12 protein-coding genes are annotated in these 13,845 nt (G+C 72.4%); 5 read left to right on the forward strand and 7 right to left on the reverse strand.

Annotated features, from left to right (window positions below; all coding sequences use genetic code 11):
• Positions 1–331 precede the first annotated feature (331 nt).
• The 3 genes from ACWEMJ_RS22645 to ACWEMJ_RS22655 are packed head-to-tail and all read right to left on the reverse strand — an operon-like array spanning position 332 to position 3,578.
• Positions 332–1,414, reverse strand: a complete 1,083-nt coding sequence (locus ACWEMJ_RS22645) for a threonine aldolase family protein (RefSeq protein ID WP_452138910.1) — start codon at positions 1,412–1,414, stop codon at positions 332–334.
• Positions 1,411–2,181: an SDR family oxidoreductase gene (locus ACWEMJ_RS22650; protein WP_452138911.1), complete on the reverse strand. Its 771-nt coding sequence runs from the start codon at positions 2,179–2,181 to the stop codon at positions 1,411–1,413. The genes ACWEMJ_RS22645 and ACWEMJ_RS22650 overlap by 4 nt, the downstream gene beginning before the upstream one ends.
• Positions 2,178–3,578, reverse strand: a complete 1,401-nt coding sequence (locus ACWEMJ_RS22655) for a DUF6421 family protein (RefSeq protein ID WP_452138912.1) — start codon at positions 3,576–3,578, stop codon at positions 2,178–2,180. The genes ACWEMJ_RS22650 and ACWEMJ_RS22655 overlap by 4 nt, the downstream gene beginning before the upstream one ends.
• Positions 3,579–3,940: 362 nt before the next feature.
• On the opposite strand from ACWEMJ_RS22655, the gene ACWEMJ_RS22660 reads away from it, so the two are divergent.
• Positions 3,941–4,486 (forward strand): DUF5134 domain-containing protein, encoded by a 546-nt coding sequence (locus ACWEMJ_RS22660; RefSeq protein ID WP_452138913.1) that lies wholly within the window; start codon positions 3,941–3,943, stop codon positions 4,484–4,486.
• Positions 4,487–4,647: 161 nt separating this feature from the next.
• Positions 4,648–5,595, forward strand: coding sequence for a M56 family metallopeptidase (locus tag ACWEMJ_RS22665; RefSeq protein ID WP_452138914.1), 948 nt, complete (start codon positions 4,648–4,650; stop codon positions 5,593–5,595).
• 88 nt (positions 5,596–5,683) lie between these two features.
• On the opposite strand, the gene ACWEMJ_RS22670 is transcribed toward ACWEMJ_RS22665, so the two are convergent.
• Positions 5,684–6,103, reverse strand: coding sequence for a MarR family winged helix-turn-helix transcriptional regulator (locus tag ACWEMJ_RS22670; protein WP_452138915.1), 420 nt, complete (start codon positions 6,101–6,103; stop codon positions 5,684–5,686).
• Between the two features lie 88 nt (positions 6,104–6,191).
• Here ACWEMJ_RS22670 and ACWEMJ_RS22675 point away from each other — a divergent pair, with 88 nt between their 5' ends.
• Positions 6,192–7,676 carry an MFS transporter gene (locus ACWEMJ_RS22675; RefSeq protein ID WP_452138916.1) on the forward strand — a complete coding sequence of 495 codons (1,485 nt, stop codon included), beginning with the start codon at positions 6,192–6,194 and terminating at the stop codon, positions 7,674–7,676.
• Between the two features lie 236 nt (positions 7,677–7,912).
• Here ACWEMJ_RS22675 and ACWEMJ_RS22680 read toward each other — a convergent pair whose 3' ends face one another.
• Positions 7,913–8,779 (reverse strand): helix-turn-helix domain-containing protein, encoded by an 867-nt coding sequence (locus ACWEMJ_RS22680; RefSeq protein WP_452138917.1) that lies wholly within the window; start codon positions 8,777–8,779, stop codon positions 7,913–7,915.
• 418 nt (positions 8,780–9,197) lie between these two features.
• On the opposite strand from ACWEMJ_RS22680, the gene ACWEMJ_RS22685 reads away from it, so the two are divergent.
• Positions 9,198–9,725 carry an ATP-binding protein gene (locus tag ACWEMJ_RS22685; RefSeq protein ID WP_452138918.1) on the forward strand — a complete coding sequence of 176 codons (528 nt, stop codon included), beginning with the start codon at positions 9,198–9,200 and terminating at the stop codon, positions 9,723–9,725.
• 219 nt (positions 9,726–9,944) lie between these two features.
• Here the strand turns inward: ACWEMJ_RS22685 and ACWEMJ_RS22690 are convergent, their stop codons facing one another.
• Complete coding sequence (locus ACWEMJ_RS22690) at positions 9,945–10,184, reverse strand: DUF397 domain-containing protein (RefSeq protein WP_452138919.1); 240 nt, start codon at positions 10,182–10,184, stop codon at positions 9,945–9,947.
• Positions 10,185–10,532: 348 nt separating this feature from the next.
• On the opposite strand from ACWEMJ_RS22690, the gene ACWEMJ_RS22695 reads away from it, so the two are divergent.
• The gene (locus ACWEMJ_RS22695; protein ID WP_452138920.1) at positions 10,533–11,432 is read left to right on the forward strand and encodes a hypothetical protein; all 900 of its coding nucleotides are present in this window, start codon (positions 10,533–10,535) and stop codon (positions 11,430–11,432) included.
• A 64-nt stretch (positions 11,433–11,496) separates the two neighbouring features.
• Here ACWEMJ_RS22695 and ACWEMJ_RS22700 read toward each other — a convergent pair whose 3' ends face one another.
• Entirely contained in the window at positions 11,497–13,512 is a 2,016-nt protein-coding gene (locus tag ACWEMJ_RS22700; RefSeq protein WP_452138921.1) for a hypothetical protein, read from the reverse strand.
• Between the last annotated feature and the right edge of the window lie 333 nt (positions 13,513–13,845).

Consider the following 13,845-nt stretch of genomic DNA (forward strand, 5'->3'; position numbering starts at 1 on the left):
TAGCCGATCCCCGCTCCGAAAAGCGAATCCGCCGCAATCTCCGAAAACGCGCACAGCAAATACGAACGGAGACGCGAAAAGGACGCGACCCGTCACGGATCAACTGGGTGGTTCTCAAGGGATTGGCCGCCCCGGGACCGTCCACACGAACCGCGTGTCCGGTGCTCCCTGCCGAGCGACCAGTGAACACTACGCCGGATCCGCCCCAGGCGCAAACACCTCCGGCCCCGACCCCCGAAAGCACGACGGCCGGCCCGGAAGAAGCCTTCCGAACCGACCGTCCTCGTCGTCCTCGTCAACAGCAGACCGCCCCTGCGGCAGCCGTCAGCCGTCAGCCCTGCCGACCCATCTCCGCCGCGATCGCCGCGGCGAACGCGTCGATGTCGGCCTCGGTGGTGTCGAACGCGGCCATCCAGCGGACCTCGCCGGTGTGCTCGTCCCAGAAGTAGAAGCGGTAGCTCTTCTGGAGTCGCTCGCTGACCTCGCGCGGGAGGATCGCGAAGACCGCGTTGGCCTGGACGGGCCGGACGACGGTGACGCCGGGGATCTCGCGGACGGCGGCTTCGAGGCGCTGCGCCATCGCGTTGGCGTGGCCGGCGTTGCGGAGCCAGAGGTCGCCGGTGAGCAGCGCCTCGAACTGCACGGACACGAAGCGCATCTTCGAGGCCAGCTGCATCGACATCTTGCGCAGGTACTTGAGGTCGCGGACCTTCTCGGGGTTGAGCACGACCACGGCCTCACCGAACAGCAGGCCGTTCTTGGTGCCGCCGAAGGAGAGCACGTCGACGCCGGCGTCGGTGGTGAACTCGCGGAACGGGACGCCGAGGGAGGCGGCGGCGTTGGCGAGCCGGGAGCCGTCCATGTGGACGAGCATGCCGCGCTCGTGGGCGTGCTCGCAGATCGCCCGGACCTCGTCGACGGTGTAGAGGGTGCCGAGTTCGGTGGACTGGGTGATGGAGACGGCGAGCGGCTGGGCGCGGTGCTCGTCGCCCCAGCCCCAGGCCTGCCGGTCGATCAGCTCGGGGGTGAGCTTGCCGTCGGGGGTGGGGACGGTGTGGATCTTGATGCCGGCGATCTTCTCGGGCGCGCCGCACTCGTCCACGTTGATGTGCGCGCTCTCGGCGGCGATCACCGCGCCCCAGCGGGGCAGCAGCGCCTGCAGCGCGACCACGTTGGCGCCGGTGCCGTTGAAGACGGGGTACGCCTCGGCGCGGTCGCCGAAGTGGCGGCGGAAGACGGTCTGCAGGTGCTCGGTGTACTGGTCCTCGCCGTAGGCGATCTGGTGGCCGTCGTTGGCGAGGGCTATCGCGGCGAGGATCTCGGGGTGCACGCCGGCGTAGTTGTCGCTGGCGAAGCCGCGCACGGCGGGGTCGTGGTGCCGCGCGGCGTCGGTGGGGCCGAAGGGGGTGGTCATCGGGCTGTCAGCCACAGGTGCTGTCCGTTCAGTTCTGCTGCGGGGCGGTCCCAGAGGCCCGCCAGGGTGGTGGCCAGGTCGGCGGTGTCGGTGAAGCCGGGGAACTTGGCGTCCGGCTTCTCGGCACGCATCTCGGGGCTGACCAGGGCCTTGATGACCAGGATGGCAGCTGCGGCGGTGGGGGTTCCGTCCTCGGCGGTGGTCTCCTTCACGAAGGAGTTCGCCATGGCGAGGGTCCAGGCCTCGGTGGCGGCCTTGGCGGCGGCGTACGCGGCGCCGCCCGCGGTGGGCTTGTGCGCGGCGGCGGCGGAGACCATCGCGTAGCGGCCGTCGGTGCTGCGCAGCAGCGCGGGCTGGAAGGCCAGCGAGGTGTGCTGGAGGGTGCGCACGACGGTGTCGTGCAGGAAGTCCCAGTCGTCTATCCGCGAGTCGTGGAAGGTCTTGCTGCCGCGCCAGCCGCCGACCAGGTGGAACAGGCCGTCGATGTGGCCGTGTTCGGCTTCGAGGTGGTCGGCCCAGTCGTGGACTTCCTGCGGGTCGAGCAGGTCGATGACCTGGCCGGTGATCTGCGCGCCGGGTACGGCGGTGCGGATGCCGTCGATCACCCGGTCCAGCCGCTGCTGGTCGATGTCGGCGCCGATGACGGTGGCGCCGTCGGCCGCGAGGCGGCGCAGCGTGGCCTGGCCGGCGGGGCCGCTGGCTCCGGCGACGGCGATGACCTTGCCGGCCAGCGGGCGGCCGGTTTCGGTGCGGGGTGCGGTGGTCACGCGGCGATCTCCTCGACGTCGGCGCTGGTGATGCCCTTGGTGTCGGCGATGACTCGGCTGAGCTTCTTGGCCAGGGCTTCGTAGAACATGCTGAGCGGGAACTCGTCGGGGTGGACGGCGTCGCACAGCGCCTTGCGCAGCGCCTTGTCGTCGGCGAGGTCGAGCGGGAGCGCCTCGGGGCCCTTGGCCCAGGTGGAGGCGGGGTGCGGGGTGAGGTACTTGGAGACCAGCTGGTAGGCGGCGATCCAGTGGGCGGTCTTGGGGCGGTCGATGCCCTCGCGGTAGAGGGTCTCGATCTCGGCGCAGAGCTGGTTGGTGACGTCGGCGACGCGCGCCCAGTCGATGGTGAGGCGGTTGTCGCGCCAGCGCAGGGCGTCGTGCTTGTGCAGGTAGGCGAAGAGCAGCTGGCCGCCCATGCCGTCGTAGTTGCGGACGCGGTCGCCGGTGACGGGGAAGCGGAACATCCGGTCGAAGAGGACGGCGTACTGGACGTCGCGGCCCTGGGTGTAGCCCTCGGCCTCCAGCTTGACCGACTCCTTGAAGGTGTTCAGGTCGCAGCGGAGCTCTTCGAGGCCGTACATCCAGAACGGGCTGCGCTGCTTGATCATGAACGGGTCGAAGGGCAGGTCGCCGTGGCTGTGGGTGCGGTCGTGGACCAGGTCCCACAGGACGAAGGTCTGCTGGACGCGGTCCTGGTCCTGGAGCAGGCTCGCGGCGTCGGCGGGGATGTCGAGGCCGAGCTGGCGGACGGCGCTGGTGGAGACGGTGCGGAAGCGGGCGGCCTCGCGGTCGCAGAAGATGCCGCCCCAGGTGAAACGTTCCGGCGCTTCGCGGACGGCCACCGTCTCGGGGAAGAGGACGGCGGAGTTGGTGTCGTAGCCGGCGGTGAAGTCGTCGAAGGTGATGCCGAGGTAGCCGGGGTTGTCGAAGCGGGTCTGCTCCAGCTCGGCGATCCACTCGGGCCAGACGACCTTCAGCAGGACGGCTTCCAGGTTCCGGTTCGGGTTGCCGTTCTGGGTGTACATCGGGAAGACCACCAGGTGGCCGATGCCGTCGACGCGGTGCTCGTTCGGGCGGAAGGCCAGCAGCGAGTCCAGGAAGTCGGGCTCCCGGTAGCCGGTCTCGGCCCACTTGCCGAGGTCGGCCTGGACGGCGGCGAGGTACTCGGCGTCGTGCGGGAAGCGGGGGGCGAGCTCGGCGACGGCGGCCCGCACGGTCTCGACCAGCGGGTCGACGGTGGCGCGCGGCACGGTGGCGAGGTCGATCGAGCCGTCCTTGGACTGCAGCGGCCGGAGGGCCTCGACGGCGTCCTTGAGGCTCAGCCAGGCCGGGTGCGCGGCGAGGTCGGCGGTGGGGGCGTCACCCGCGGCCGCGAGCGTCGGCGAAAGATTCTGCATCACAGGCTCACTTCGACAGGAGTTATTTCGACAAGACCACGTTAAATGCGAAAGGTTCTCCGGCTCAAGAGCGACTTGACGGCGGACACTCCAGTTCGTAGCGCCGCCGGCCCCGTTCCCTGACGTGATGGATGAAACGGACAGATCCGGCGTTGCTCCCGGTACGCCCGACCCTGCCCCGCCCCCGAACCGGCCGCCACCGGGAGCCGCCGCCCACTCGCACAGCGCAACGCCGACCCGGGCGCTCCGCGCCGGACGCGGGCCCGGCCGAGCCTCGATGCGCCCCCGTTCACGCCCTGCTGCGCCCGGTCGCGGTCGGTGATCGTGGGGTGGGCGCGCACATCCGGCCGGAGGGGGGCGCGATGCACGGTCCGGCGCTGGTGAACTGGCTGCTGGCGGCACTGGCCCTGGGCAGCGGCGGGTACTGCGGGTGGCGGGTGCGGCAGGGGCGGCGGAGGGGCGGAGCCTGCGGGGACGACCGGTCGCGCGGCGAGTCGGACGTGCTGGAGGCCGCGATGGGCCTGGGCATGGCGGGGATGGCGCTGCTGCCGGGGGTGGCCTGGGGCTGGCCGTACGCGCTGCTGGCGGCGGTGCTGCTGGTGGGCGCGCTCGCCGGGCGCGGCGGGAGGCTGCGGGCGCACCGCCTGCACCACGGGATCGGCGCGCTGGCGATGGCGTACATGGCGCTGGCGATGGCGGGCGGTCCGGCCGGCGCGCACGCGCACCACGGGGGGCCGGGCGGGCTGCCGGTGGTGACGGGGCTGCTGCTGGTGTACTTCGGCGGGTACGGACTCTGGGAGGGCAGCCGGGTGATCGCGGCGGGCGGTGCGGCGGTGGCGGCGCCGCTGCCGAGGGCCTGCCGGGCGGCGATGGGGATCGGCATGTTCGCGATGCTGCTCACCATGTGAGCCGGGCGTGGCGGACGGTGACTGACGGGGCGTCCGAAACCTTGCGGGGACGTGGTGTTGGTCACTGGGGCCACCCGGCCGTTCCGCCCCGGCGTGAGGCGGCATAGGTTGGGGGGAAGCGCACCGCCGCGCCTCGAAATCCCTCCTCGGGGAGCCCTGCCATGACGGCACTGCTGAGCCTGTTGCTGCTCGGACTGCTGCTCGCCACCGTGGCGCCGAGCCTCCTGGCCCGGGCCCGCTGGCCCGAGCGGGAACCGGTGCTGGCCCTGCTGGTGTGGCAGATGCTGGTGGTCGCGGTGCTGCTGTGCTGCGTGCTGAGCCTGCTGCTGTCGAGCGCGGCCGCGCTGCCGGCCTGGCGGGAGCTGGTGTTCTCGGGCGCCCCGGACGGGGTGGCGGAGGCGTACGACCTCGCGGGCGGCGAGGGTTGGGGGCGGCTGACGGCGGCGGTGTTGGCGGCGGGCGGGCTGTGGACGGCGCTGTCGCTGGCCCGGGAGATCCGCTCGGCGCGCGCGGAGCGCGATCACCGGCATGCCCAACTGGTGCGGCGGGCCCCCGAGTTGCCGGCCTCGCTGGTGCCGCGTCGGCGGGCCGCCAAGGAGCCGCTGGTGGTGCTGGAGAACGTCCGGCCGCAGGTGTCGTCGCTGCCCGGCCCGAAGGCCCGGCTGGTGGTGACGACGGGTGCGCTGCAGCAGTTGTCGGACCGGGAGCTGGCGGCGGTGCTGAGCCACGAGCGGGGCCATGTCCGGGCCCGGCACCACTGGTTGGCGCAGTGCGCGCAGGCACTGGCGACGGGATTCCCCGGGGTGGGGGTGTTCTCCGCGTTCCGGGACCAGGTGACGGTGCTGGTGGAGCTGGCGGCGGACGACCGGGCGGCGCGCCGGCACGGGCGGGTGACCACGGCGTTGGCGCTGGCGGAGCTGAACAGCGAGGTGTTCGCGTCCTGCCCGCCGCGGCAGTTGGCGCAGTCGCCGACCCGGGTGGACCGGCTGCTGCTGGGCGAGCCGAGGCTGCGGCGGCGGGCCCGGCTGGCGTGGACGCTGGCGGCGCTGGCCGCCCCCGTGGCGGCGGCGCTGATCGCGGCCGCGCCGGGGCTGTCGACGCTGCTCTGAACCGGCCCGGCCCTGCCCCTGAACGGCCCGCGCCGACCCCCGGGCCCTGCCCTGAACCGCCCGGGCCCGCATCCGCCCGGCCGGCCCGTCAGCCCTGCCGGCCGAGCGTCTCCGCGAGGATCCGGCGGTGCACGGGGCGGGCCTTGCGGTAGCGCTCGCGGCCCTCGTCGGTGAGCGTGATGAAGATGCCCCGGCGGTCGTCCGCGCACATCGAGCGCTGGACCAGGCCGGACTTCTCCATCCGGGCGACCAGCCGGGAGAACGCGCTCTGGCTGAGGTGCACGCTGCCGGAGAGCACCTGGGCGCGCGAGCCCGCCGCCTGCTCGTCCTGCTCGAACTCCCAGAGGCGCTCCAGCAGTTCGAACTCGCTGACGCCGATTCTGAAGGTCTCGCCGAGCTCGCGGTCGATGGCGCAGGAGGTGGCCGCGTGGCTGGCCAGGACGGCGCGCCACTTCTCGGCGAGCGCCGTCTCCGCCGTGGGGTCTTGGCCTGGATCGAAGTCGGTCACGCCGCCACGCTAGCACATGCGTGCGCATCTGTTGCGGATACATTAAATGCACTTGCATCCCATGCACATGCATGTAGCGTACGGTGCCATGACCGACACGCGATGGACCCCACGCCTCTGGGGCGCCCTGGTGGTGCTCTGCGCCGCCATGTTCCTGGACGCCCTCGACGTCTCGATGGTGGGCGTCGCCCTGCCCTCGATCGGCGCCGACCTGCATCTGTCCGACTCCGCCCTGCAGTGGGTGGTCAGCGGCTACGTCCTGGGCTACGGCGGCCTGCTGCTGCTCGGCGGTCGCGCCGCCGATCTGCTCGGCCGCCGCCGGGTCTTCCTGACCGCCCTCGCGGTGTTCGCCGGCGCCTCCCTGCTCGGCGGCCTGGTCGACAGCGGCCCGCTGCTGATCGGCGCCCGCTTCCTGAAGGGCATCAGCGCCGCGTTCACCGCCCCGGCGGGCCTGTCCATCATCACCACCACCTTCGCCGAGGGCCCGGCGCGCAACCGCGCGCTGTCGATCTACACCACCTGCTCCGCCGCCGGCTTCTCGCTCGGCCTGGTGATCAGCGGGCTGCTGACGTCCGCCGGCTGGCGGCTGACGTTCCTGATGCCCGTCCCGATCGCGCTGATCGCACTGGTCGCCGGCATCAAACTGCTGCCCCGTCAGCAGGAGCGGCGCAGCTCCGGCGGCTACGACGTGGCGGGCGCGATCACCGGCACCGCGGCCGTGCTGCTGCTGGTGTTCACGGTGACGGAGGCGCAGGGCGCGGGCTGGCTGTCGCTGCGCACGCTGGGTTCGCTGCTGCTGGTGGCCGCGCTGGTCGCGGCCTTCCTGCTGATCGAGGCGCGGACGGCGCACCCGCTGGTGCGGCTGGGCATCTTCCGCAACGCGGGCGTCCGCCGGGCGAATCTGACGGCGCTGACGCTGATGGGCTCCTACGCGGGCTTCCAGTTCGTGGCCACCCTGTACCTGCAGCGGCTGCTGGAGTGGTCGGCGCTGGAGACGGCGCTCGGCCTGCTGCCGGGCGGCGCGATCGTCGCCCTCTCGGCCGGCTCGGTCAGCCGCCTGCTGGACAGGTTCGGCCCGGAGCGGGTGCTCCCGGTCGGCGTGGCCTCGATGGTCGTCGGCTACGCGCTCTTCCTGCGGTTGGACGAGCACAGCTCGTTCCTGGGCCTGGTGCTGCCGAGCATGCTGCTGATCGGCGCGGGCTTCGCGCTGGGCTTCCCGTCCATCAATGTGGCCGCCACCAACGGCGTGGCCGACGACGAGCAGGGCCTGGCCTCGGGCCTGGTGAACACCGCGCTCCAGGTGGGCGGTGCGATCGTGCTGGCCGTCACCACCGCGGTGCTCACCGCGGGCACCGGCACGGGGACGGACGCGCACGCCCAGCTCGCCGGGTACCGGCCGGCCCTGCTACTGGTGACGGGCACCACCACGCTCGGCCTGCTGATCGCGCTGGCCGGCGCGCTCCGCGGCCGCCGGCGCAAGTCCGTCCCGGAGCCGGTCTCCGTGCCGGACTACCGGTACCGGCCCGCAGAGCAGGAGCAGGGGCAGGAGCAGGAGGTGCTGGCGGAGCGCTGAGCGCCCCCGGGCAGGTCTGACGACAGTCGGGGCCGGCTCCACCAAACCCCCGTGTTGGTGGAGCCGGAACACCGCCGTGTCCGGGCCCGCCGGGCGGGCCGGCCGGACGGCGGCGCAGTCACCATGGCAGCTCGCCGGGCCCCGGTCAATCCGGTTCACCGGCCCGATACCGAACTGCGGCCCGCCCGCTCCCCGTCAGTCCCGGGCGGCCCGCCCGGCACCGCGGGCCCCGGCCGTCACTGGTTCTTGAGGATGTTCTGGAGCAGGTCGAGGGTCTGCTGCGGAGTCAGGCTGTCCACGCAGAGCCGCTCCATGACCTGCACGTACTCGTCCACGTCGTCGCGCTTGTCCAGGTACAGCGCGCTGGTGAGCTGCTCCAGGTAGACCACGTCGGGCAGGTCCTGCTCCGGGAAGCGCAGCACGGAGAACGCGCCGCTCTCGCCGGCGTGCGCGCCGAACCGGAAGGGCATCACCTGGAGCACCACGCTGGGGAGTTGGGCCAGCTCCACCAGGTGCTCCAGCTGGGCGCGCATCACCTCGGGGCCGCCGACCGGGCGGCGCAGCGCGGCCTCGTCGATGACGGCCCACAGCTTGGGGCCGCGGCCCTCGGTGAGCAGCTTTTGCCGCCGGGCGCGCAGCGCGACGCGGCGTTCGATCTCGTCGTCGGCGAGCACCGGCCGGTTCTGCGCGAAGATCGCCCGGGCGTACTCGTCGCACTGGAGCAGGCCGGGGACGAACTGCACCTCGTAGGTGCGGATCAGCGCGGCGGCCTCCTCCAGACCCATGTAGGTCTGGAACCAGTTGGGCAGCACGTCGTTGTAACTGTGCCACCAGCCGGACTTGTTGGCCTCGCGGACCAGGGCGAGCAGGGTCTCCCGCTCGGGGCCGCCGGCCAGGCCGTACAGGCTGAGCAGGTCGGCGACGTCGCGCTCCTTGAAGGAGACCCGGCCGAGTTCCATGCGGCTGATCTTGGATTCCGAGGCGCGGATCGCGTAGCCGGCGTCCTCCCGGCTGATTCCGCAGCCGTCGCGGAGCCGCCGGAGCTGGGAGCCGAGGAGGATGCGGCGCACCATCGAGCCCCCACCGGGCTGCACTGCGGTCATCGGACCAAACCTCCACTGGGAAAGACCAGTTGCACAGTCTGCCATCACTTGGACGCACTGAGTGCCGGTAGTGGTGCGGAGGGCTACCGGTTCTGACGCGCAGACACCATCTTGCACGTGCATCCGGTGCATGCATATGCCAATCGCACGACTGCACGTGAATCGACTCTTGCATCTGCCGTGAGCGCAGAGGACCATGGTGCACGTGCACTTGCACGCCCTTGGCATCCCCGCGGGCTCCGCGTCGACCGCTTGCGCGATTCCGCACACCCGTCCCGGCAACGCCCGTGCGTCGCTGGGTACTTGCGTGTGCGCGCAGCGGTCGGGCGCGGCGGCGCAGCGGCCGAGCGAGTCGGAGGTGACCGGCATGACCCCGGTGGGTCCCGCCGTGTCCGCCCCCTTATGGGAGGAGCTCTTCATGAGCACCGGAACCGCCGTGGCGACCGACCCGCATGTGGTCAGCTGCACGCTCGCTCCCCGCTTCGAAGCCGTACGCACCGCGCGGGAGTTCGCCCGGACCACCCTGGAAGGCTGGGGCCTCGACGACATCTTCGACGATGTCGCGCTGGTGGCCTCCGAGTTGGTGACCAACGCGCTGCGGCACGCCCTGGGTCAGCGCGAGCCGTCCCGCGTCCCGAGCCAGACCGCTCCGCAGCTCGCCGTCGGCTCGCTGCCGATCCGGATCAGCCTGGTGCACCGGGCCCCGCAGGTGGTGTGCGCGGTGAGCGACCCGTCCAGCGCCGGCCCGATCGCCCGGGAGGCCGACTTCGTGGCTGAGTCGGGCCGCGGCCTGCACCTGGTGGACTCCTTCTCCCGCTCCTGGGGCTGGCACCCGCTCGCGGGCGCGGGAAAGGTGGTGTGGGCGCTGTTCGACGCCCACGGGCCGGAGGCGACGCTCGCCGAGCCCCAGCTGCCGAACCTCGGCCGGCACCGCCGCTCCGCCTGAGTCCGCGCCGCCCGAGTCCGCGCCACTGCTCGAAGGCGCACCCCCACTCCAGGGCGTGCCCCCGTCGCCCGACGCGAACGGAAGCCGAAATCCGGGAGTCGGCGAAGGCAGAAGGCACCGGGCATCGGGCACCGGACGCCGGACACCGGGCGCCGGAAACAATGATGGCCGTCGTGGGATCTCCCACGACGGCCCGGTTTCACGGCCGTTGACATGCCGTCAGTGCGCGGTGCCCAGGTGGTCGAACTCCCCGTCCTTGACGCCGAGCAGCATCGCGTCGATCTCGGCGCGGGTGTAGACCAGCGCCGGCCCGTCGGGGAAGCGCGAGTTGCGCATCGCGACGCCGCCCCCCGGCAGCGCGGCGAACTCCACGCAGTTCCCCTTCGAGTTGCTGTAGCGGCTCTTCTGCCAGACCACGTCGAGCTCCGCGGCCGACATGCCGTTGTACGCCTCACCCATTGATTTCTCCCCAGACCCTGGTGAATGCCTCACTTGACGTGATGATAGCTCGGCTGCACGTGCATCAGCATGGGAAATATCCCGTGCAGAAGACCGTGCCAATGCTGTCACCAACCCTTCACAGGGCCGCAATTGACCGTGCGTAAGCGGACACAGCAGAGCAAATCGCCTGCCACTCCATGACCGTCCGCACACAGCCGTCAGCGCGTTGTCGATCATCACCGCCCGCCCCGCGCCTCACAGCCAGTCACAACTCGCGCTGTGATGACCGTCACTTCCTGGCGGAAAGCCGCCCACTGTCGGCATCCGGCTGCAAGGCACGCTGGGCAATGTCCTACGATCTGGCGCATGAGCACCGCAGCCATCCCGGGCGCGCCACTGCCCGTCCGTACGCCAGGCTCCCGTGCGCGGGGGCGCCACCGCCGTCCCGAGCGCCCCGAGATCATGGCCGGTTCGCCTGCCCTGGTGCTGGCGGTCCCGGCCGTCGCCGGGCCGGAGACCCGTCCGGTCGTCGACGAGCTGCTGTCCGTCGTGCGCGGCGACCAGCCGGGCATCGAGGTGACGGCCGCCTACCTGGGCGGCGAGGACGCTCCGACGGTGGCCGAGCTGTTGGCCGCCGCGGCCGAGGCCGGCCTGGCCGCGCCCGTGGTGGTGCCGCTGGTCCCGGGCCCGCACGAGTTCCTGACGGAGCTGCACAAGGCGGCCGCCGAGACCGGTGCCCAGGTGCTGGACCCGCTGGGCCCGCACCCGCTGCTGGCCGAGGCCGTGCACGTGCGCCTGTCCGAGGCGGACCTGGCCCGCGCCGACCGCGCCCGGCTGTTCGCGATCGCGACCGCCGCCGACGGCCTGGTGCTGACCACCACCGGCGGCGAGGAGGCCGCGTCCTCCGCCGGCATCACCGGCGTGCTGCTGGCCGCCCGGCTCGCCGTGCCGGTCGTCCCGGCCGCGCTGGACGTGCCCGGCTCGGTCGCCGCGGCCGTCGCGCACCTGAAGTCGACCGGCTGCGAACGCCCCGCGCTGGCCCCGCTGGTGATCGGCCCGGAGGCCGACCCGGAGCTGCTGGCCGCGGCCGCCGAGGAGACCGGCTGCCCGAGCGCCGCCCCGATCGGCGCCTACCCGACGGTGGCCCAGCTGATCGCCTCCAGCTACCTGGCGGCGCTCCCCGAGCCGACCCCGGAGCAGCTGGAGGCCGCCGAGGCGGCGGCCGCCGAGCAGCGCACCACCCCGGGGGCGCACGCGGCGCGCTGACGCGCCGTCCGAGGACCGCGACGGGCGGGAGCAGCGCATCGACGCGTTCCCGCCCGTCGCGCTTTCACCCTCCCTGCACGCGCCCGGTCTTCGGCGCGCTGTCGGTGAACTTCAGTGCGGGCAGCGCGACTTGGCGCGGCGGGGTGGGCGCGTTCGCGGGGCTGGTGGCGGCGTTCCACGGCCCGGGGGCGAGCCCGGGCGCCGGTTTGGCGAGCGCGACGGTCTGCGACTGCCCGGCCTTGCGGAACAGGATCCGCTCGGGCGCGGGAGCCTCCGGGTCGAGCCACAGCTCGGGCCCGTCGCCGAACTCGCAGTCCAGCACCGCGATGTCGTCGGGCCTGCCGTCCGGGGTGGCCCGGAACGCCACCCCCGCCTTGCGGTACCCGGTCAGTCGACTGCGGCTCAACACCACCGTCTCGCCGTCGAGTTGGTGCTTGAGCGTGGCCACCGCGTAGTCGGACTGTCCGGCGGCGTCGATCAGCAGCCCGTCGAGCACCGTCCCCTTGTCGCGGCCGAGCGCGTGCAGGGCGATCCCGCCGGCGGCGTTGCCGTACAGCACCGAGGCGGTGTAGTCGAAGTCGTTCAGGTAGGCGCCGTGCTCGATGCCCCAGCCCCCGTTGTGGTACGCGGCGAACCGGGTGACGGTGTGGTGGTGCTCGGCGTTCAGCCAGACGAAGACGCCGTTCTCCAGGTTGTTGTGCGCCAGGCAGTTCTCGAACGTCCACACCCCCTCGCTGTTCTCCGGCCACTCGTACCCGGACGCCCCGGTGGCGCCCTGCACGCCGACCGCCACGCAGTCGCGGGCCGTCGAGCCGGTGCCCGCGCCGAGGCTGAACCCGGTCAGCCGGTAGCCGCGCCGGTTCGGCTCGAAGACGGTGCGGGAGGCGACGCACCCCTCGTACGTGATGTCGTTCGACGGCCCCTGCGGGTTGCGGGTGTCGCTCGGGCCGTCCCACCAGTACGCGTCCTCCCAGGTCTGGTGGGAGATGCAGCCGCGGAACGTGATGCCGTGGCTCATGTGCGGCACGAACGCGTGGCTGCCGGCGTCGCGGACCACCACGCCCTCGACGACGGTGCCGCGCGAGGCTTCCTGCAGCATGTGGAAGTGCAGCCCGTACCGGCCGAGCACCGGTTCGGTGACGGGCTTCCCGTTCCAGCTGTCCTTCCCCTCCGCGCGCGGCCCGAGCCGGCTCAGCACCGCGTGCCGGACGTCGGCCGGGCGGCTGGACGTCAGGTGGACGTGCGCACGGCCCTGCTCGGTGCCCTCGACCCGGACGTTGCGGGTCAAATTCAGCACCTCCGCGCCGAGCGTGAGGCCACCACCGAGGACCACCCGCGGGTGGGCATGCTGGAGCGGCGCGGCCAGGGTGACGTCCCGGCCGTCGATCCGCTGCACCGTCACCAGGTCGTACGCGGTGGAGAAGTCCTCGGTGGACGGCGGCGCGGTCGGCGTGACGGCGAGCTCGTCGCCCGCCTGCCAGCCCTCGGGCGCGGCGGCCAGCCGCAGCGTGGTCTCACCGGCCCTCAACTCCCCGGCGGCCCGCACCCAGGCGGTCCGGGGCGCGCCGTCGAGCCGCAGGTAGCCGCTGCCGGTGACCCACAGGCCGGTGTCGGTGTCGACGACGGTCATGCCGCCGCCCTGGAAGCGCCGTTCGTCGATCCCGGGAAAGCGCAGCGTGTGCGTGTGCGCCGTCTCCGGGGCCAGCGCCAGCACCCCGCGCACCTCGACGTTGCCCGCGCTCTCCAGGGTCAGCGACCGGTCCTTGGCGAACACCAGCGAACCCGACGCTTCGATCAGCAGCGAGCCGACCCGGGCGTCGGCGTCCAGCACCACCCTGTCCGCGATCCGCACCGCGCTCCCGGGCCCGGGCGCCTTCCCACCCCACCCCTTGGCGTCCGACCACTTCCGCCCGCCGTCGTCCACCCCGCGCGGCCCGGCCGCCACCGTCGCCCCCGCCAACGACTGCCGCAGCACCACTCCCCCACCGACCGCCGTCACCGTCCCGACCGCCAGCCAGGTCAGCACCCGCCGCCGACTCAGCACCGGCCTCCGGTGCCGCCCGATCTCCCACTGCTCCACGATGGCCGCCTCCCGAACCGCACGCAGGGACTCCGAATCGGTCGGGGGCAGCATAGGTGGCGGGCGCGAACAGAATAGGAGAGTTCCGCACCGGTTAAGCATTCTGACGTACCGTCATCCGCCAGTTCGGCAGAAAGCGTCCGCGCGCACATTTCCGCGGCCCGTCGCAGCAGAAGGACAGAACCTTTCGGATCGCGCCACGGACCCGATCACAAACGCCACCAAGGCGAACATTTACTCACCTGGCGGCATAGCCACCCAAAACGGACACAAGATCGCCAACTCCCTGACGGCACAGCAGTTCTCACCATGCGCACGAGAGTTCACCGGAAA

It is taken from the genome of Kitasatospora sp. NPDC004531 (assembly GCF_053602195.1).

Bases quoted from the DNA above. Each gene is read 5' to 3' on its own strand.
- ACWEMJ_RS22645 (WP_452138910.1), bottom strand. From the start codon at position 1,414: ATGACCACCCCCTTCGGCCCCACCGACGCCGCGCGGCACCACGACCCC.
- ACWEMJ_RS22655 (WP_452138912.1), bottom strand. From the start codon at position 3,578: ATGCAGAATCTTTCGCCGACGCTCGCGGCCGCGGGTGACGCCCCCACC.
- ACWEMJ_RS22660 (WP_452138913.1), top strand. From the start codon at position 3,941: ATGCACGGTCCGGCGCTGGTGAACTGGCTGCTGGCGGCACTGGCCCTG.
- ACWEMJ_RS22665 (WP_452138914.1), top strand. From the start codon at position 4,648: ATGACGGCACTGCTGAGCCTGTTGCTGCTCGGACTGCTGCTCGCCACC.
- ACWEMJ_RS22675 (WP_452138916.1), top strand. From the start codon at position 6,192: ATGACCGACACGCGATGGACCCCACGCCTCTGGGGCGCCCTGGTGGTG.
- ACWEMJ_RS22680 (WP_452138917.1), bottom strand. From the start codon at position 8,779: ATGACCGCAGTGCAGCCCGGTGGGGGCTCGATGGTGCGCCGCATCCTC.
- ACWEMJ_RS22685 (WP_452138918.1), top strand. From the start codon at position 9,198: ATGAGCACCGGAACCGCCGTGGCGACCGACCCGCATGTGGTCAGCTGC.
- ACWEMJ_RS22690 (WP_452138919.1), bottom strand. From the start codon at position 10,184: ATGGGTGAGGCGTACAACGGCATGTCGGCCGCGGAGCTCGACGTGGTC.
- ACWEMJ_RS22695 (WP_452138920.1), top strand. From the start codon at position 10,533: ATGAGCACCGCAGCCATCCCGGGCGCGCCACTGCCCGTCCGTACGCCA.